Below are 18270 nucleotides of genomic sequence, written 5' to 3'. Positions count from 1 at the left end.
GCATGATCTGGTGAGCCCGCATCACCGACGTCACCGCGACCATCCCCTGCGCGACCTCACCCCATCCGGCGCGTTCCCAGTTGGCCCGCGCGACGGCGATCGGATCGCGATTGTCGGGTTTCGAGGCGGCCACGCCCCTTTTCTTACCGCACTTTCGGTCCAGATCGGGGCAGCTCGACGACGTTAACGGGCCTTGGCGAGGTTTATAACGACTTTTCGACCGCGGACAGCACTGCCTGGGTTGACGCCAGGTCGCCGGCGGTGATCCGCGCGCCGCCATCGGGGTAGTGGCGGACCTGCACTCCGTCGTTCGCGAACACCTCGCGCCACGGCCGACGCCCCGCCGGCAGGTAGACGAAGTTGGCGTGCGAGTCCGTACTGTAGATACCCATCGCCATCAACCGCAGCCGCAGATGGTTGCGTTCAGAGGCGATCCGGCGAACGCGGTGCACAAGCTGGGCTTCGGCGTCGTAGGAGGCCGCTACCGCCGCCGCACTGATACTGCTCATCCCGAACGGCAATTGCATGGTCCACAGCCTGCTCGCCAGCTCAGGCGCGGCGAAGCCGTAGCCGATCCGCAACCCGGCGAGCCCATAGGCCTTGGAGAAGGTCCGCAGCACAACAACATTCGGGAAGCGTCGGACCAGGTCTGGTCCGTCGATGCGGTACCGGGAGGCCACGAACTCGATATATGCCTCGTCAAGTAAAACAACCGTGTCACTCGGGATCTGCGTGAGGAACCATTCGACGGCTGAGATGGACTCCAACGTGCCGGTTGGGTTGTGGGGCCGGCATAGCACCACCACGCTCGCGTCGGTGGCTGCGTCAGCCATTGCCGCCAGGTCGTGATGGCCGTACTTGTTGAGCGGAACCGTGACAGGGGTCAGCCGGGCCATCTGCGCGAAGATCGGGTAACCGTCGAAAGTCGGCTGGCTCATCACAATCCGTTCACCGGGCTGGGTGACCGCATGCAGAATCTGCATCGCGACGCCCGATGCCCCCGTTCCGAGCACGACCTGCTCTTCGCCAACTCCGACTCGGTCCGCGACCAACCGCCGCAGCTGCTCCGGCAGAAACTCCGGATAGCGGTTGGCGGCATCGATGCAGTGGATTAGCGCCGACCGTACCGCCGGCAGCGGCGGGAACGGGCTCTCGTTGAGCGACAACGCGAGTGGATCAACTGCCTGCGGCAGGGTAGCGAGGATCTCGGCGGTCACCGAGGTTCCGTGCGCCGGCTGGGCCATCATTCACGCCCGCCCCAGCGGATCGCTGCCGCGCCGGCGAAGTCGCCTGCGTGCGCGAATGCGGCCATCATGACCACGTCGCCGGCCTCGATCTGACCCTCCGAGATGGCACGATCCAGGTTGACCGGGATGCCTGCTCCGAACAGGTTTCCGCAGTCGTCAAAGGTGTCGCGGTGCCGTTCCTCGGGCACCTCGAGCGCTTCGCGCCAGTTACGCAAGAACACCCGGTTCGGCTGATTGGTCACGAGCAAATCAATGTCCTTGGAGGACAACCCGGTTCGATCACAGACGGCGAGCGCCACTTCGGGGACCTGCCGATTGCCGCGAGCGAGCACCTTGCTGATCTTGGTTTCGGTGAACCCGATGGAGGCCTCACCGGGTCCGGCCGCCCACCACTTGCGGGGTGGGTCGATGGCGAGCGTCATGTCGCCGGCGTATTCGCCGTAGGTGCGGCACTCGATGTCGAGTATGGGCGACTCGTCCGACAGCGTGACCAAACCGACCGCGGCCCCGTCGCCGGGTACCGACGATTGCGCCTTGCGGCGCACCCCGGGCTGGTCGAAAACCTGGCCCGCCGCGTTCTGGGCGATCGCGATCAGCGCTGTGTGCCCTTCTCCGGACGCCAGCAGTTGACGAGCCACTTTAAGGCCCAACACGAACGCCGCGCACCCGCCGTTGTGCAGATCCAGCACCCAGTTGGGACGCATCCCCAAGCGGTGCGCGATGCCGCCGCCCGCGCCGTAAAACGCCATGTCCGGCACCTGCGTGTGGGTGATCAGCACGTCGACGTCAGCGAGGACGTCCTGGCCGTGCCGTTCGATCAATCCGGCGGCGGCTCGCTCGATCATGTCGGTCGCGGTTTCGTCCGGCCCGACGTGATGGCGGAACTTGGGCGCGCGGAACATCACGTTGGCCGCCAGGTCATCCGAGCCGGCGAACTGCGCGTAATAGTCTGCGCTGATCGGTTCGCCGGGCAGGTAGGTGGAAACGTCGGTCAGGCTGACGGTGGGTTGGTTCATGACAGTACTCATCTCATCCAGGCCGGCGTCACCGGCAGGCCGTGGCGGTGCCGGTATTCGGCGATCGTCTTGAGGTTGTGCAGCTCGATCCCGTGGCCCGCACCGAACAAGTCCCAGAAGTCGCCGACCCAGCCGGTGCGCTCGGGCGGAGCGGCGTGCGGGTACGGGTTCTCGTCGTAGAACGGATGCCGGCAATTGGTCCACAGCACAACAGAACCGGGCTTGTTCAACACCACCTGCGCGTCCAGGACCCGCATGATGTAGATCATCCATAGGTGCGCGCCCTGGTCCCAAGCGCAGTGGTAGTCGACGGTACGCGCCTCGGCGTTGGATACCGTACGGGTGAAGATCTTGGTGTCCGGGAGCAGCCGGTCATAGGCCAGCCAGAGCCCCGGTTCCTCGGTAGGCGTGAAGTCACGCAGGGTGTAGGTCCACTCCTCGAGGCTTCTGGTGTCCGACAGCCACTCGAACAGTTCGTCGGGCGGGCAGTCGACGTAGTCGTTGACCGTGCAGTACTGACCGAAGACCTCTTCGTGCGGGTACACCGACCGCATCTGCGAGAAGAAAGTTCCGGCGGTCTCCTCCAGCGGCGTGGTTTCGATGCGAACCACCCCGTCGATCGGAACGGTGGTGCCGGTATGGGTAAAGATATCGTCAAGCGCTGGCAGCGACATTTATGTTGTCCTCCTGTGTGAGCGTGATTTGTTGTGTAGCAACCTTGTTGATTAGCGGTCCGTCGAGAAATGGTGCAAAGGGCGGGATTTCGTCGGCGGCACATTCGACACTGACCACCGAAGGGCCATGAATGTCGAGTGAGCCCCGTACCGCTGCAGCCAATCCGTCCGCGTCGGTGACATCGACCGATGGCAGTTCGGGAAACATCGCGGCCAGGCCGGCTCCGAGCCGGCTGGGAGCGAATCGGTTATAGCTGTAGAGGTCGTCGTAGTAGAGCTGCTCGCGGGTCACGCACATAGCGTGGGCGTTGTTGTTGAGCAACACGAAGGTCATCGGCAGCCGGTAGTGCAGCGCGGTGTGCACCTCCATGCCATGCATGAAGAACGCGCCGTCACCGGCGATCACCACCACACGCCGGCCCGGCGCTTGGGCTTTCGCGCGGGCGAACGCCATCCCGATACCGGCACCGAAGCTGTAACCCATGCCGCCCATGCCCAGCGCGACCGCGAAGCGGCCCTTCCGTCGCACCGGCAGGTAGTGGATGGCCGCCGCGCCGGTGTTGCCGGCATCAACAACGATGTCGACTTCATCGGGCAGGACCTGGTCGAGCTCGGCCATGGCGTCGCGGTAGCGCACACCTTCGCCGTCGAAGGGCGGCGGGGTCAGTTCGGTGCGCGCCACCATGTCGGGTACCCGAAGCCCGGTGGGCCGTCCGGCGCCGGAAAGTGCGCGGGTCAGCATCCGCAACGACGCCCGCAGGTCGTCGGTGTGGACGTGGGTGCAAGGCACGTACGGCGGCGCCGACCCGATGGAAACGGTGCGCACCGCCGCCAGCGCCTCGTCGAGACCGGCGCGCGCGGTCACCGATAGCCGGGTGCCCACCACCAGGCAAAGCCCGCTGCCGGCTACCGCATCGGCAACACCCGGATGACCCATGACACCGGTCACCCCGAGGGCCGACGACGAACCAAGGCCTGGTGTTCCGGCGGCATCCTTGGCATCTGGCACACAAGCCACCCGGGCGCGCAGCACCGCACGCAACGCCGAAAGCTCGGTTCGCGCATCATCGCGGGCCACCTGCTCGCCGGCGATGATCGTCACCGGTCCGGTGGTTTGCCGTAACGCGCGCACAATGGGATGCGGGTCGCCGATGGATCGCAACCGCTCGGCATCTTGATGACATCCACCGCTGCGTCCATTGATGTGCACGGCGGACTGTTGAATGTCTTTGGGCAGCAACAACACTGCCGGACCACCGGCTTGTGCGGCGGCAATGGCGGCCGGCAACGCCGAGACGATGTCCTCGGGAGTCAGGATCCGTCGGCAGAAGACCGACGCTTGGGAGAACAACGCTTCGGCGTTCAGCGAACCGTTGCGCCCGCTGGTGTCCTGAAAGCTACCGCGACCATCCATGGCCGTCGACGGCTGGCCGACCAGCGCCAACACCGGTATCCGGCTGGTGAACGATTCGCCAAGGCCGGGAAGGAGATTCAACGCTCCCCCACCCGATGTCGCCGCGACCACACCCAAGCCCGCGCCACTGCGGCTGTAACCATCAGCCATCGTGGCGGCGGAGAACTCGTGCTTGGCGAGCACCGCCGTGATATCGGACCGGAAGTAAGCGGCGTCGTAGAGATCCTCGATGTTGGCCCCGTCGACCCCGAATATGTACTCGACTCCGATTCCCGCGAGTTGCCCGACGATGTGGTCGACCACTCGGTGTTTCCTCGGCATACCAGGTACACGACGCGCAAGCGGCTTGGGTTCATGGCACCCCGAAACTGCAGTCGCGATGAACCGCACGACGCCAGCCCCCGTGTTAAGGGCGGGACCCGTGTATGAGGAGCAATTTCACCTGTGTTCAATGACCGCCAGAACAGACCTGACGTCGTCGTCATTGGAGCCGGGCCGTCCGGTCTCGCCGTCGCGCGTGAGCTCGGCCATCGCCACCGGGTATCGGCTCTCGTCCTCGAGAAGGCAGCGGCACCTGCGGTTTCGTGGCGGAATCGCTACGACAACTTCCGCCTGAACACCAACGGCTTCCTGTCGCATCTTCCGGGGCAACGGATTCCTCTGACGGCCGGCCGTTGGCCGACCAAGGAGGACATGGTCCGCTACTTCGACCGCTATGTACAGCTCCAGGACATCAATCTTCAGCTTGGATGCGAGGTCGACGGTATCGCGCGCGCGGCAGGAGGCTGGCTGGTCGACACCTCGTCGGGGGAAATCCGGACATCTGCCGTCGTGCTGGCCACCGGCAAGTACCACACGCCCGTCGTGCCGCCCTGGCCCGGCCTCGCTGGTTTCGACGGCATGCTGGTGCACTCCGGCGACTTTCGCAACGCTTGGCCCTATCGGGGGCGCGACGTTCTCGTTGTCGGCGCGGGCAATTCGGCCGCCGACATCGCGGTCCAGCTCGCCGACGGCGGCGCCCGCAAGGTCTGGCTGGCAGTGCGCACACCACCACATCTGGTGCGCCGTGCCATGGGGCCGATTCCGTCGGACATCTTCCTCGAGCTGTTTGCGCGGGTGCCTGCGCGCGTGGTCGATCCGCTGATCGGAAGACTCAATCGTCTACTGTTCGGCGACCTTTCGGTCTACGGATTCGGTCGGCCCCCGCTCGGGCTGAAGGCGACGGTGGAACAACGCGGCCGGATTCCCACCCTGGCCGATGAGCTTGTCGACGCCGTACGGGCCGGCCGCATCGAGGTCGTGGCCGCGGTGTCGGCGATCAAGTCCGGCCGGGTGATTCTCGGTGACGGCACAGCCGTCAGACCTGAGGTGATCGTCGCCGCAACCGGATTCGGGCCCAACCTCGACGGTCTGGTCGGGCACCTCGGTGTCCTCGACGAGCACGGCGACCCGCACGGCGGTTTCGCCTCGCACCTCGGCGACGGGTTGTTCGCGATTGGTTACGGCATCCCGCCCAACGGTCCGCTGCGGGCGATCCGCCTGGCCGCAACCCCGTTGGCGGGTCAGGTCGCAGAATACCTGGCTGCCAGATCGTGCACTGCCAACCGGGTTGAGCGCTCGGCGGCGGTTTAAGGGGATAGAAATGACGTTGCTCCGCGAAAAGCGGTTCTTCTTCCGCGGTACGGATGAATATGAAGCGGCCCGCCGCGCGACGGTGTGGAATAGCATTCTCCCGGAACGCTTTCCGGCTGTGATCATGCAAGCGCGCGAGGCCGGAGACGTCGCTGCAGCGCTGCGCCACGCGCGGGCTCACGGCTACCGCGTCGGCGTCCGTTCGGGCGGGCACAGCTGGAACGCCAGCCATTTGCGCGACGGCGGCATGCTGCTCGACGTCAGCCGCCTCGATCACTGCCACGTCGACGCCGATCGGATGATCGCGCGTGTCGGGCCCGGCAAGATCGCCAGTGTCTTTGCCGCCGAGCTCGACTCGCAAGGCCTGTTCTTCCCCTCCGGCCACTGTGAAGGCATTCGCCTCGGCGGATATCTGCTGCAGGGCGGATATGGCTGGAACAGCAAAGTCGTCGGACCGGCGTGTGAAAGCGTGCTCGGACTCGAAGTCGTCACCGCCGACGGTCAAAAGATCTACTGCGATCCCGAGAATCACTCCGACCTGTATTGGGCCGCTCGCGGTTCGGGCCCGGGTTTCTTCGGTGTGGTCACCTCGTTCACCTTGCGGATTTACCCACGCTCGCCGGTCCTGGGCACATGTCTGTACATATACCCGATCGAGGTCGCCGACGAGGTGTTCTCTTGGGGGCGCTCGATTGCGAGCGAAATCGACGACCGGGTCGAACTGCAAATCCTGACCTCGCGCGGCGCTCCGGAAACCGGGTCCGACGAGCCCAGCATCACCATCGCCTCGCCGGTCTTCGCCGACAGCGAAGAAGAGGCCACGAAAGCGCTTGCGGCCCTGGGCAGCTGCCCGGTAATCGACCGCGCGATCGTCGCCCTTCCGTTCATGCCGACCACCTTGGCCAATTGGTACACGGCGGTGATGACCAAATACCCCGAAGGCCACCGATACAGCGTCGACAACATGTTCACGTCGGCCTCGGCCGAAGAGCTGCTGCCGGGAATCCGCAAGATAATCGAGACGATGCCACCGCACCCGTCGCACTTCATTTTCACCGGCTGGAAAACGTCCGCGGAGCGCGCGGACATGGTCTACGGCGTGGAGGACGAGATCTACCTGGCGCTGTACACCGCCTGGCACGATCCGGCCGACGATGAGCGCTTTTCCGATTGGGCACAGGCGAATATGGCCGCAATGTCGCATCTGGCAACCGGCATATCGCTCGCCGACGAGAATCTGGCCCGACGTCCGGCGAAATTCATCACCGATCCGAACATGGCGCGGCTGGATCAGGTCCGCGCTACTTACGACCCGGATGGCATGTTCCACAGTTGGATGGCCAGCAAGTAGCCTGCACAAGTCGAATGTTGTTGTCCAACTAAGACTTACGGGGAGCGACTTACAGAGAGCGCTCGAGCAGCACCTTGCCGTTGTCGGCGGAAACCACTTGCACCGCCGCGATCTGGTCGACCGGTATCGAGATGCTGCCGGTGGGCGTCGCGGTATGGCCCGGGTCGGCTACCCAGGTCGCCAGCTGGGTGTGAGTGCCGTCGCGGCTCACCACCACCATCGCCAGCCTGTCGTGGTGGGCGTACGCCGGCGCCAGACAGACGCACCGCAGGTCGATGACGGTGCCCCAGTTTTGGCTGCTGAACGACACCGTCGAGGCCAGCTCCTTCGTTGCGATCTGGACCATCGGCAGTGCCGACGCGCTCGCCTGCGGCGTCTGGGACGTCTGAGCCGTCGGGGACGTCAGCGAATGGCTCGAAATGCCGACGAATGCTCCGACCGTCAGCACCGCGGCGGCGGCGGCCGCAGATGACCACGTCGCCAGGCGCGTGCGCTGCCGCCGCCGGCGCACCGCGAACATCAGCGACGGCAGCAGGTTCGGAGCCATCGGAGGTTCGGCCGTTTGGTCGTTGATCGCGGCCACCGTCGCGCTGTCGAGCTTCGACAGCAGGGCCGGCATGCCGCTGAGCTCGGCTACGGCCTGCGTGCACGGCGGGCACACGCTCAGGTGCGCCTCAAACTCTCGTCGGTCGGCCGGTGACAGCGATCCGAGCACGTAGGCGGCGTCCCACGTCGCGTACTCGTGGCTGTCGCCGGCGGGCAAATCGCTATCGCCCGTCGGACCGAAGCCCTGGATCAACCTCATCGTGTGTCCTCATGTGCCGTCATCATTAAGTATTCGGAATCGACGGCGGCGTGGATGGGTAGATCCACGGCCGTCCAAATGACCCGCTGCGTCGTCATCGGGTCACCCCCATCTCTTGCAGAGTGAGGCGCAATGCTCGCACGGCGTAGTGTAGCCGCGATTTCACGGTTCCTTCCGCGATCTCAAGATCCGCGGCGATCTGGGCCGTGCTCCAGCCCCGGTAGTAGGACCGCTCGACAACGGCTCGATGCTCGGGCGACATTTGCGCCATCGCGTCGGCGATCAGCAGCCGGTCCAATGCCGAGTCGACTTCGTCGGGAGCCGATTGCTCGGGTGCGCCTGACTCGTCCAGCGAGCCAACGACATTGCGGAATTTCGGGCTGCGTCGCTCGTCGATGATCATGTTGCGGGCTACGGTGAACAGCCATGCACGCGCCGAACGTTCGGTGTCGCCGATGACCTCTGGATGCTGCCATGCCCGCAACAGGGTCTCCTGGACCACGTCTTCGGCCCGGGCCGCGTCGCTGGTCAACCGCAGCGCATAACGCCACAACGGCCCTGCGTGCTCGTCGTAGAGCGCCTTCATCAGGGCCTCTTCGGCGTTTGCTGTGCTGCTGACGCGACTCACTCGATCACCTCCTGAATAGTGATACGAGTGGCGTGCGGTTCCAGTTCATCGGAGCAACGATCCGAAGGATCTCGCATTAGTCGGGAATCCAGTTTCCGTGGAATCCGTGCGGTACCCGGCGCGGCAGACGGATGCGGGCCACCGGGTCACCCTCGAAGTCCGAAGCGTCGATAATGACCAGGTCACTGCCGTCGGTCGCCGGGTTGTAGACGTATGTCAAATACCAGCCTGCCAGCTCGTCGGACTGACCGGCGGCCGGCGCGAAGACCGCCTCGCTCGGCGCACTCGGCGCCGCGTGGCTGCCGCGGCCTCCGAACCGCTGCTCGGACGCGGTGCCACGCTGCAGGTCGTAGCGGACCAGCGCGTTGCTGCCGACGGCCACCGAGTAACGGGCGGCCGCGCCGGCGAGCCGGTCGTCGACGCGCGGGTACTCCACCCCACGGTCGTCGAGCTGAGTCTCCTCGACCACCCCGGTGTCCAGGTCGAGCTTCCAACGCCACAGTGCGGCATCGGCGGCGAATTTGCTACTGTCACGCCATATTTCGGGGTAGCGGACCACTTCCAGTACGACGGAATTGTCGCCGGCCGATGCTAGGTCGTAGGCGTTCGCGATGTGGAATACGTAGCACGGGTCGATGTCGAGCCAGCGCACCGGTCCATAGGGGTCGTCGCGGCGCAGCACGCCCAGGCGGGCACCGTACTCGTCGTCCCACCGGTACGGTAAGTCCCGCAATTCGCGTACGTCTTGCTGCGCCAACGCGGTGCGAAGGTCGAACACCAGCGGCAAATCCAGGAAAACGACGTGCTCGGCGGTCAGCGCGAAGTCGTGCATCATCGTCAGCGCGGGGACATCGATGGGACGGTTGATCGTCAGCCGGCCGTCGGCGTCCGCGCGGTGATAGACGACATGTGGTTCAAAGATGTTGCCAGTACCGAAGAAATGCATCTCACCGGTGACCGGGCAGATCTTCGGATGCGCGGTCATCGAGTCGGTCAACTTGCCACCAAAGTCGTAGACGCCGACCGTTTCCAGGTCATTGCTGATCTCATAGGGTAGCGAAAATTCCATCAGCGCAAGCGTTTTCCCGGCGTGGCGAACGACATGGGTATTGGCGATGCTGGAGTGCAGGTTTCGGGTGCCGTCGTCGTTGTAGAGCCCAATCGGATGTTCGAAGCTCTCGGTGCGCACCCAGCGGTTGCGGTACCACGCTGCGCGGCCCTTTTCCAGCCGCACCCCGTGCACCATTCCGTCACCGACACACCAGTGCGCCGCGCCCGTGCGGGCGTTCGGACCGTTGCGCAGATACCAGCCGTTCAATTCGGCGGGGATGCGGCCCTCTACCGACAGATCGAAAGCGGTCAGCTCGTCGGGCACCGGCGCGTAGTTGCCGGCACGGAAGACCGGCAAGACGGTCGCTACATCCACGACAGCCGCGGCGGCTGCCAGCGATGGCTTCGGGTCGGCCTTGGCCAGCAGCGACGTCAGCAGCTCAGGGCACGGCGGCACGTCGGCCGACCCGTTGACGGCGTCCGGCGCGACAACCTGTTCGTAGTCGAGCACCGAGAGCAGCGGCGAGATCGCGGTCAGCTCGCTCACCGCCTGGCGGCACGGGGTGCAGCCGTCCAGGTGCGCCTCGAATTCGCGCCGATCGGGATCCGACAGGGCGCCGAGCACATAGGCCGCGTCCCACATCGCGTAGTCGTGGGCGCCCGGGACGTGGGGTTCGCCGTCGCGGGGCGTGTTTCGGCCCCAAGAGTCCGTCATTGCGTCACCCCCATCTCCAACAGTGCTTGGCGCAGTCCCCGCAGTGCGTAGTGCAGCCGCGACTTCACCGTGCCCTCGGCAATCCCGAGTTCGGCGGCGATCTGCGCAGTGGTCCAGCCCAGGTAGTACGACCGACCGACCACCGCGCGATGTTCGTCGGACAGTTGCGCCATCGCGTCGCCGATCAACGCCCGGTTCAACGTCCCAGTAGCCTCGTCGGGACCCGCCGGTTCCGGCGGACCTGATCCGTCCGACGACAGCGACTCGTTGCGGAACCGGGCGCTGCGCCGGTCGTCGATCACCATGTTCCTGGCGACGGTGAACAGCCAACCGCGTGGCGACTGCCCGTTATTGAGGACGTGCGGACGCTGCCACGCCTTCAGCAAGGTCTCCTGAACCACGTCCTCGGCATGGGCAGAATCACCGGTCAATCGCCACGCATAGCGCCACAAAGCGGCAGCGTGTTGGTCCCACAGCCGCTGCATAGCGTCCGCATCCGCGCCGGTGCCCGGTATGTCCATCACCAGCCTCTCGGTGATGACACGGTTCAGGTGATCGTTTGGTTCACCCGAGGGTCAAAATGCGGGGTCCGTCGTCGGTGGCGGCGACGGTGTGCTCCCAGTGGGCGGCACGCGAGCCGTCGGCGGTAGTGACCGTCCACTGGTCCTCGAGCACGACCGTCTTGCCTGTTCCCAGCGTCAGCATCGGCTCGATGGCCAGCACGGATCCGTGCGCCAGCAGCGGACCGCGTCCGGGCGAGCCCTCGTTGGGCAGAAACGGGTCCATGTGCATCTGCCTGCCGATCCCATGTCCGCCGTAGCCCTCGACTATGCCGAACGCCCGTCCGTAGCGGGCCTCGGCGGCGTGGGTGGCGGTTTCGATGGCGTGCGAGACATCGGTCAGGCGGTTGCCGGGAACCATGGCGGCGATTCCGGCCTCCATCGACTCCTTGGTCGCCTGCGACAGCACTTCGTCGGCGGGAATGAGCGGTCCGACGCCGAAGGTGATCGCGGCGTCGCCGTGCCAGCCGTCCAGGATTGCGCCGCAGTCGACGGACACCAGGTCACCGGAGGTGAGTGTCTCGCCGGCAGACGGGATGCCGTGCACGACGCGGTTGTTGACCGACGAGCAGATGGAGGCCGGATAGCCGTGGTAGCCGAGGAACGACGGCGTCGCATCGGCGTCGCGGATCACCGCTTCGGCGATCTCGTCCAGGTTCTGCGTCGACGTCCCCGGCACCGCGGCTTCACGCACCGCCCGCAGCGCGGCGGCGACCACGGCGCCCGCAGCGGCCATCGCGTCGAGTTCGCCGGCGCTGCGCTGCGGCACTAGCTTGCGACTGCGGAGGCCCCCGAGGGCGATCACGGTTACTTTCCTAGCGCCCGTAGGGCGCGAGCGAATACCTCGTCGACGCTGCCGACCGCGTCGACGGTCTTCAACTCGGTGTTGTAGTACTCGATCAGCGGCGCGGTCTCGTCGCGGTAGACGTTCATGCGATTGCGGATCACGTCGTCGGTGTCGTCGGCGCGGCCGCGCGCCTTCAGCCGCTCGAACAGCTCGTCCTCCGGCACCCGAAACTCCAGGACCGCGTCGAGCTGTGTGCCTCGCCGCTCGAGCATGTCGTGCAGCGCCTGGGCCTGGCGCACGGAGCGCGGGTAGCCGTCCAGGATGAAACCTTCGCCGGTATCTGGATTATTCAGGCGGTCGTCGACGAGTTCGTTGGTCAGTTCGGACGGCACCAGGTCGCCGGCGTCCAGGTAGCGCTTGGCTTCCAGCCCCAGCTTTGTGCCGTTGCCGATGTTCTCCCGGAAGAGCTCACCGGTGGACAGGTGCGGAATCTGCAGTTTCTCCGCCAGCTTCACGGCCTGCGTACCCTTGCCCGCTCCGGGCGGGCCAAGCAAGACAATCCTCACTTGAGGAACCCTTCGTAGTTGCGCTGCATGAGCTGACTTTCGATCTGCTTCACCGTATCTAAGCCGACGCCGATCGCGATCAGGATCGCGGTGCCGCCGAACGGCAGCTGCTGTGCCGTTCCCGTGCCGCTAAGCTTCAGGAACAGGTTAGGCAGCACCGCGATGAGGCCGAGGTAAATCGAACCCGGCAGGGTGATCCTGCTGAGTACATAACGCAGGTAGTCGGCGGTCGGCTTACCCGGCCGAATACCGGGGATGAAACCACCGAACTTCTTCATCTCGTCGGCACGTTCGTCGGGGTTGAACGTGATCGACACGTAGAAATACGTGAAGAAGATGATCAGCGCGAAATAGAGGCTGACGTACACCGGGCTGGCGGGGTTCGACAGGTAGTTGGCGACGAATTTGTCCCACCAGCTGTTGCCCACGCCGCCGGTGCCGCTGCGGATCAACTGGGTGATCAGATGCGGAATGTAGATCAGCGATGATGCGAAGATCACCGGGATAACACCGGCCTGGTTGACCTTGAGCGGCAGATACGTCGAGGTGCCGCCGTACATTCGCCGGCCCACCATGCGCTTGGCGTACTGCACCGGGATGCGGCGCTGGCCCTGCTCGACGAACACCACGCCGACGACGATGATCAGTGCTGCCAGGCAGACGGCGGCGAACACCACGCCGCCGCGGCTGTCCAGGATCGTCTTGCCCTGGCTGGGGATGCGGGCGGCGATGCCGGCGAAAATCAGCAGCGACATGCCGTTGCCGATGCCGCGTTCGGTGATCAGTTCGCCCATCCACATCACCAGCGCCGCGCCGGCGGTCATCACGAACACGATGACGACCAGCGTGAAGATGCTCTGGTCGGAGATGATGTCCAGGCTGCAGCCCTGCAGCAGGCCGCCATTGGCGGCCAGCGCCACGATGCTGGTGGCCTGCAGGATGGCCAGCGCAATCGCCAGGTACCGGGTGTACTGCGTCATCTTGGCCTGACCCGATTGGCCTTCTTTGCGCAGTTCTTCAAACCTGGGGATGACCACGGTGAGCAGCTGCACGATGATGCTCGCGGTGATGTAGGGCATGACCCCGACGGCGAACACGGTCAGCTGCAGCAGCGCGCCGCCGGAAAACAGGTTGATCAGCGAGTAGATCTGGGCCGCGTCCCCGCCACTGACCTGCGCGATGCACTTCTGCACGTTCGGGTAGTTGACCCCGGGCGACGGCAAGGACGCCCCGAGGCGATAGAGCACAACCATGCTCAGGGTGAACAGGATCTTCCGTCTCAGGTCGACTGTTCGCAACGATGAGATGAAAGCCGAAAGCACTGTTCCTCCTGCGCAGCCGGTCTCTCGTCGCGGCATGCCAACGGGGCTGGTGTGACCAGCGTCGGGTGGTCCTGCGTCACGCGCCAAGCACTCGCAGGCCAGGAGCTGTCCAGCGCGCGTCAGACTGTCTAGGAGACTAACAGTGGTGGTAGCGCTTACCCGCAAATGGGTGGCCCTGCGCACAGCACGTGACACAGCAACAAGGCGTACAGTTCCAGTAGTTCTTTACCTTGGCTAAGTATCAAGTCGGCTTCGGGGAGGCGAGTGATTATGGCGCGCAGCGACAGCGACACTTGGGACCTGGCGTCCAGCGTGGGTGCTACCGCGACGATGGTGGCCGCGGCCCGTGCGGTGGCTACGGAGGACGCCGACCCGATCATCAACGACCCGTTCGCCGCCCCGCTGGTGCGGGCGGTGGGGATCGATTTCTTCATCCGCGTGATCGACGGGGACATCAGACCGACCGACACCGCCGAGACCGGCCAGGTGGAACTGCAAACAGAAACCGACTCGCTGGCGGTGCGCACCCGGTTCTTCGACGACTTCTTCATGGGCGCCACCGCGGCGGGGATCGGCCAGGCCGTGATTCTGGCCGCCGGTCTGGACGCCAGGGCCTACCGGCTGGCGTGGCCACCCGGCACCGTCGTGTACGAAATCGACCAGCCGGAGGTCGTCAAGTTCAAATCCGACACCATGGCACAGCTGGGCGCCGAACCAACCGCCGAGCGCCGCACGGTCAGCATCGACTTGCGCGAAGACTGGCCGACTGCGTTGCGCCGCAGCGGTTTCGACGACACCAAGCCGACGGCCTGGAGCGCCGAGGGGCTGTTGATGTACCTGCCGCCGGAAGCGCAAGATCGGCTTTTCGACCACATCACCGCGCTCAGTGCCCACGGCAGTCAACTGGCCACCGAATACCACCCGGACAGCGGTCCGAGCATGGCCGACCGCGGCCGGGCGATGAACGACCGGTGGGCCAACCTGGGCTGCGACCTCGATTTGTCGGGGCTGTTCTACGAGGGCGAGCGCAGCAACGTCGCGGAGTACCTCGGCGATCGGGGTTGGCAGTTGGCCGTCCGCCCACGGCGGGAGCTCTTCGCTGACTACGGTCGCGCGTTCCCCACCGACGAAGCACTGGCCGCATTCCGCAACATCGTCTCCGTTATCGCAACCCGCAGCTAGTTCGCAAAGGAGAGGTAACCATGGCCGTAAGCGACACCAAGCGACATGACGGCGACAGCTGGGACCTGGCGTCCAGCGTTGGCGCCACCGCCACCGCTGTGGCCGCCCGGCGCGCGATGGCGTCAAAGGGACCGAACCCGCTGATCGACGATCCCTTCGCCGAACCACTGGTCAACGCCGTCGGGGTTGAGGCCTTCATCAAGATGATGAACGGCGAAATCGAGCGGGTGGAAGACGATCCCGCATTCACCCCGCAACGGCTGGCCGAGGGAATGGCGGTGCGCACCCGGTTCTTCGACAGCTTTTTCCTCGACGCCGTGGCGGCGGGGGTACGTCAGGCCGTCATCCTGGCCGCCGGGCTCGACACGCGCGCGTACCGGCTGGCGTGGCCGCCGGACACCGTCGTCTACGAAATCGACCAGCCCCAAGTCATTGAATTCAAGACCCGCACCCTGGCCGGTCTGGGTGCGGTCCCTTCCGCCGACCGCAGGGCGGTGGCTGTCGACCTGCGCGACGACTGGCCGCAGGCATTGCGGGACAACGGCTTTGATCCGCAACGGCCGACAGCCTGGATCGCCGAGGGGTTGCTGGGTTATCTGCCGCCGGAAGCCCAAGATCGGTTGTTCGACAACATCACCGCGCTCAGTTTCTGCGGAAGCCGGCTGGGTACCGGCTACGTCCCGGATATCCGCGGCCGCATCGCCAAGCGGAGCAAAGAGATCAGCGAGCGTTGGCGCCGCCTCGGATTGGACCTGAACTGGGCCGACTTGGTCTACGACGGCGAGCGTAACGACGCCGTGCAATATCTGACCGACCGCGGCTGGGAGGCGACGGTGCATTCCACGCCAGAGCTTTACGCCGACAACGGTTTTGACTTCCCCGAAGGCCCGACGATGGTGGCCTTCGGCGACATCAAATACGTCTCGGCGGAGCTACCGTAGGCCGCCCGGCCAGTTCCAGAAAACGGCCGTAGCGGTCGTCCATCGGGCCGGTCCAGGCCGGATCTGGCTGGACGACGCGCTCGGAAGCGGCCCACCGGGCGGCGTCGGTGATCGACGACTCCCGACCGACTGCCATCCGGCTGAGGAACGCCGCCCCCAGCGCTGCACCCTCGGCCACTCCCGACACTTGCACCGGCCGGCCGGTGGCATCGGCGAGGGCCTGCAGCCACGGCTCGACCCGGGTACCGCCGCCTGCCGCAACGATCCGCGAGACGTTCGTGCCGCTCAGCTCGATGAGCTGGCGAACGACGAAGCCCGACGCCTCGTAGGCGGCCCGGCGCAGCGTTGCCGCATCGTGGGTGAGATCGAGGCCGTCGAGGATGCCGCGACGGTCCGGGTCGTGGAACGGTGTGCGCTCGCCGCGCAGGTATGGCGACCAGACCGGGACTCGCCGCGGATCTACCGCCGCCGGGTCGCCCGGTCCCAGCACACGGTCGACCCAGCCAAGGAACAGCCCGCCGGCGTTGCTGGCTCCGCCGATCTGACTCTTTCCGCTGATGTGCCGGATGGTCCACAGGCCCGGCACCTCTCGCGCCTCGGGGATGGTGATCCAGACGATCAAGGTGGTGCCGCACAGCACCAGCACGTCGCCGTCGTCGTCGGCGGCGGCCACCATCTGCTCGCACTGGGCGTCGATGGCACCGACCGCCAGCACGGCGCCGGTGTCGCGCAGCCGCCCCGCGGCAACGCCCGGTGCCTCGATCCGGGGCATCCGGTCGACCGTCACACCGCGTTCGGCACAGGCTTCGGCGTTCCAGCCGCGGCCGTCGAAGAGTGGATGAGCGGTGTAGGCGGTGGCAAAGTCGACCACGGCCTCGCCGGCCAGCGCGTAATTGGCCACCGCCGGTGCCGGCCAATATCCGGCCGCATCGGGGGCTTGGGCGGCCGTCCAGCGCAGAAATTCGGCGGCCTCGCCCACCGGGAACGGGCCTCCGTCGTCCGTGTCGGCAACCCGGCCCCGACTGTCCCCGTATAGCAGCCCCGGCGTGATCGGATGGCCGCCGGAGTCGACCGCGGTGAGCGACGGCACCATCGCGGAAACGGCGACCGCCAGCGCATCCGGCCGTGCCAATTGCTCCAGCGCCGCCAGCGGACCCAGCCGCCACGCCTCATCGGCGTTGTGTTCCAGCCGGTCTGGCGCAGGCACCCGCAACTCGTGCGGGATTCGTGCCCGCGCGACCACCCGGCCATCCTCGTCGGCGGCCACCGCTTTGACGGCGGTGGTGCCGATGTCGATGCCGATTGTGACCTCTTCGCGTGACACGGGCGTCACCGTACGCCAGCATTGGCAGGCGTGACGCGTGCTTTGGTGACGGCTCCGCTGCGTGGCGAGGGGTTCGAGAAGTTGCGACGGCTGGCCGACGTCGTCTACGACCCATGGATCGAGCAGACCCCGCTGCGCATTTACACCGCCGAGCAGCTGGCCGAGCGGATATCCTCCGAGGCCGCCGATATCGTTGTGGTGGAAAGCGATTCGGTCAGCGGGCCGGTGTTCGACTTGGGATTGCGGGCCATCGCCTCCACCCGCGGGGACCCCAACAATGTCGACATCGCGGGTGCGACTGCCGCCCGAATTCCGGTGCTGAATACCCCCGGCCGCAACGCGGACGCGGTCGCCGAGATGACGCTCGCCCTGCTGTTCGCCGCCACCCGCCAGGTGCTGGGCGCCGACGCCGACGTGCGGGCCGGCGAGGTGTTCCGCGACGGCAGCATTCCCTATCAGCGCTTCCGCGCCTGGGAGGTCGCCGGCCGAACGGCCGGGCTGATCGGCCTCGGCGCCGTTGGGCGGGCAGTGCAGTGGCGGATGGCCGGGCTCGGCATGCGAGTCATCGCCTATGACCCGTACAACGACGAGGCCCGGCACAGCCTCGACGAACTGCTCGGCGAGGCCGACATCGTCTCGCTGCACGCGCCGGTCACCGCCGACACCACCGGGCTGATCGGCGCCAAGCAGTTCGCGGCCATGCGCGACGGTGTGGTCTTCCTCAACACGGCCCGGGCTCAGCTGCACGACACCGACGCGCTGGTCGAGGCGCTGCGCACCGGCAAGGTGTCCGCCGCGGGTCTGGACCATTTCGTCGGGGAATGGCTGCCGACCGATCACCCGTTGGTGGCGATGCCCAATGTGGTGCTCACGCCCCACATCGGCGGGGCCACGTGGAACACTGAGGCGCGGCAAGCCCAGATGGTGGCCGACGACCTGGAAGCGCTGCTGTCGGGCAAGACGCCCACCCATATCGTCAACCCGGAGGTGCTAGGACCATGACATCCGTGAGATTCGTGGCGAACCCCGAGGCCGCGGTGCTGGCCGCGGCCAAGG

17 protein-coding genes and 1 pseudogene are annotated in these 18270 nt (G+C 66.0%); 5 read left to right on the top strand and 13 right to left on the bottom strand.

Features of this window, described 5'->3' with window-relative positions:
• The 5 genes and pseudogenes from VKI00_RS32800 to VKI00_RS32780 all read right to left on the bottom strand — a co-directional run.
• Positions 1 to 133: pseudogene (locus tag VKI00_RS32800) on the bottom strand (MarR family transcriptional regulator); the annotation flags it as partial.
• A 70-nt stretch (positions 134 to 203) separates the two neighbouring features.
• A complete protein-coding gene (locus VKI00_RS32795) occupies positions 204 to 1244 on the bottom strand; it encodes an aminotransferase class I/II-fold pyridoxal phosphate-dependent enzyme (protein WP_324447461.1) in 1041 nt (346 codons plus the stop codon).
• Positions 1244 to 2263 (bottom strand): 3-oxoacyl-ACP synthase III family protein, encoded by a 1020-nt coding sequence (locus VKI00_RS32790; RefSeq protein WP_324447459.1) that lies wholly within the window; start codon positions 2261 to 2263, stop codon positions 1244 to 1246. The genes VKI00_RS32795 and VKI00_RS32790 overlap by 1 nt, the downstream gene beginning before the upstream one ends.
• Before the next feature lie 8 nt (positions 2264 to 2271).
• On the bottom strand, positions 2272 to 2937 hold the full coding sequence (locus VKI00_RS32785) for an SRPBCC family protein (RefSeq protein ID WP_324447458.1): 666 nt from the start codon (positions 2935 to 2937) through the stop codon (positions 2272 to 2274).
• Positions 2918 to 4672 (bottom strand): thiamine pyrophosphate-binding protein, encoded by a 1755-nt coding sequence (locus tag VKI00_RS32780; protein ID WP_324447457.1) that lies wholly within the window; start codon positions 4670 to 4672, stop codon positions 2918 to 2920. Before VKI00_RS32780 ends, VKI00_RS32785 begins: the two co-directional genes overlap by 20 nt.
• Positions 4673 to 4795: 123 nt before the next feature.
• Here VKI00_RS32780 and VKI00_RS32775 point away from each other — a divergent pair, with 123 nt between their 5' ends.
• Positions 4796 to 5983 carry an NAD(P)/FAD-dependent oxidoreductase gene (locus tag VKI00_RS32775; RefSeq protein ID WP_324447456.1) on the top strand — a complete coding sequence of 396 codons (1188 nt, stop codon included), beginning with the start codon at positions 4796 to 4798 and terminating at the stop codon, positions 5981 to 5983.
• 10 nt (positions 5984 to 5993) lie between these two features.
• Positions 5994 to 7334 carry an FAD-binding oxidoreductase gene (locus VKI00_RS32770; RefSeq protein ID WP_324447455.1) on the top strand — a complete coding sequence of 447 codons (1341 nt, stop codon included), beginning with the start codon at positions 5994 to 5996 and terminating at the stop codon, positions 7332 to 7334.
• A gap of 49 nt (positions 7335 to 7383) precedes the next feature.
• Here the strand turns inward: VKI00_RS32770 and VKI00_RS32765 are convergent, their stop codons facing one another.
• The 7 genes from VKI00_RS32765 to secY all read right to left on the bottom strand — a co-directional run bounded on the left by VKI00_RS32765 (position 7384) and on the right by secY (position 13767).
• Entirely contained in the window at positions 7384 to 8139 is a 756-nt protein-coding gene (locus VKI00_RS32765; RefSeq protein ID WP_324447454.1) for a zf-HC2 domain-containing protein, read from the bottom strand.
• Between the two features lie 94 nt (positions 8140 to 8233).
• Entirely contained in the window at positions 8234 to 8767 is a 534-nt protein-coding gene (locus tag VKI00_RS32760) for a sigma-70 family RNA polymerase sigma factor (RefSeq protein ID WP_324447453.1), read from the bottom strand.
• A 76-nt stretch (positions 8768 to 8843) separates the two neighbouring features.
• Entirely contained in the window at positions 8844 to 10532 is a 1689-nt protein-coding gene (locus VKI00_RS32755; RefSeq protein ID WP_324447452.1) for a carotenoid oxygenase family protein, read from the bottom strand.
• Positions 10529 to 11053 (bottom strand): sigma-70 family RNA polymerase sigma factor, encoded by a 525-nt coding sequence (locus VKI00_RS32750; RefSeq protein WP_324447460.1) that lies wholly within the window; start codon positions 11051 to 11053, stop codon positions 10529 to 10531. The genes VKI00_RS32755 and VKI00_RS32750 overlap by 4 nt, the downstream gene beginning before the upstream one ends.
• Before the next feature lie 43 nt (positions 11054 to 11096).
• Positions 11097 to 11897, bottom strand: coding sequence for a type I methionyl aminopeptidase (gene map / locus VKI00_RS32745; RefSeq protein ID WP_324447451.1), 801 nt, complete (start codon positions 11895 to 11897; stop codon positions 11097 to 11099).
• Positions 11898 to 11899: 2 nt separating this feature from the next.
• Positions 11900 to 12445 carry an adenylate kinase gene (locus VKI00_RS32740; RefSeq protein ID WP_324447450.1) on the bottom strand — a complete coding sequence of 182 codons (546 nt, stop codon included), beginning with the start codon at positions 12443 to 12445 and terminating at the stop codon, positions 11900 to 11902.
• Positions 12442 to 13767, bottom strand: coding sequence for a preprotein translocase subunit SecY (gene secY, locus VKI00_RS32735; protein WP_324447449.1), 1326 nt, complete (start codon positions 13765 to 13767; stop codon positions 12442 to 12444). Before secY ends, VKI00_RS32740 begins: the two co-directional genes overlap by 4 nt.
• Before the next feature lie 270 nt (positions 13768 to 14037).
• Here secY and VKI00_RS32730 point away from each other — a divergent pair, with 270 nt between their 5' ends.
• Entirely contained in the window at positions 14038 to 14949 is a 912-nt protein-coding gene (locus tag VKI00_RS32730) for a class I SAM-dependent methyltransferase (RefSeq protein ID WP_324447448.1), read from the top strand.
• A 20-nt stretch (positions 14950 to 14969) separates the two neighbouring features.
• The gene (locus VKI00_RS32725) at positions 14970 to 15890 is read left to right on the top strand and encodes a class I SAM-dependent methyltransferase (protein ID WP_324447447.1); all 921 of its coding nucleotides are present in this window, start codon (positions 14970 to 14972) and stop codon (positions 15888 to 15890) included.
• On the opposite strand, the gene VKI00_RS32720 is transcribed toward VKI00_RS32725, so the two are convergent.
• Positions 15862 to 17214: a xylulokinase gene (locus tag VKI00_RS32720; RefSeq protein ID WP_324447446.1), complete on the bottom strand. Its 1353-nt coding sequence runs from the start codon at positions 17212 to 17214 to the stop codon at positions 15862 to 15864. The two genes, VKI00_RS32725 and VKI00_RS32720, sit on opposite strands and share 29 nt — an antisense overlap.
• A 21-nt stretch (positions 17215 to 17235) precedes the next feature.
• Between VKI00_RS32720 and VKI00_RS32715 the strand changes: the two genes are divergently transcribed.
• On the top strand, positions 17236 to 18216 hold the full coding sequence (locus VKI00_RS32715; RefSeq protein WP_324447445.1) for an NAD(P)-dependent oxidoreductase: 981 nt from the start codon (positions 17236 to 17238) through the stop codon (positions 18214 to 18216).
• The last annotated feature ends 54 nt before the right edge of the window (positions 18217 to 18270 follow it).

Origin of the sequence: Mycobacterium sp., assembly GCF_035314665.1 — a bacterium.
GTDB lineage: Bacteria > Actinomycetota > Actinomycetes > Mycobacteriales > Mycobacteriaceae > Mycobacterium.
This window is presented reverse-complemented; position numbering and strand designations above follow the sequence as displayed.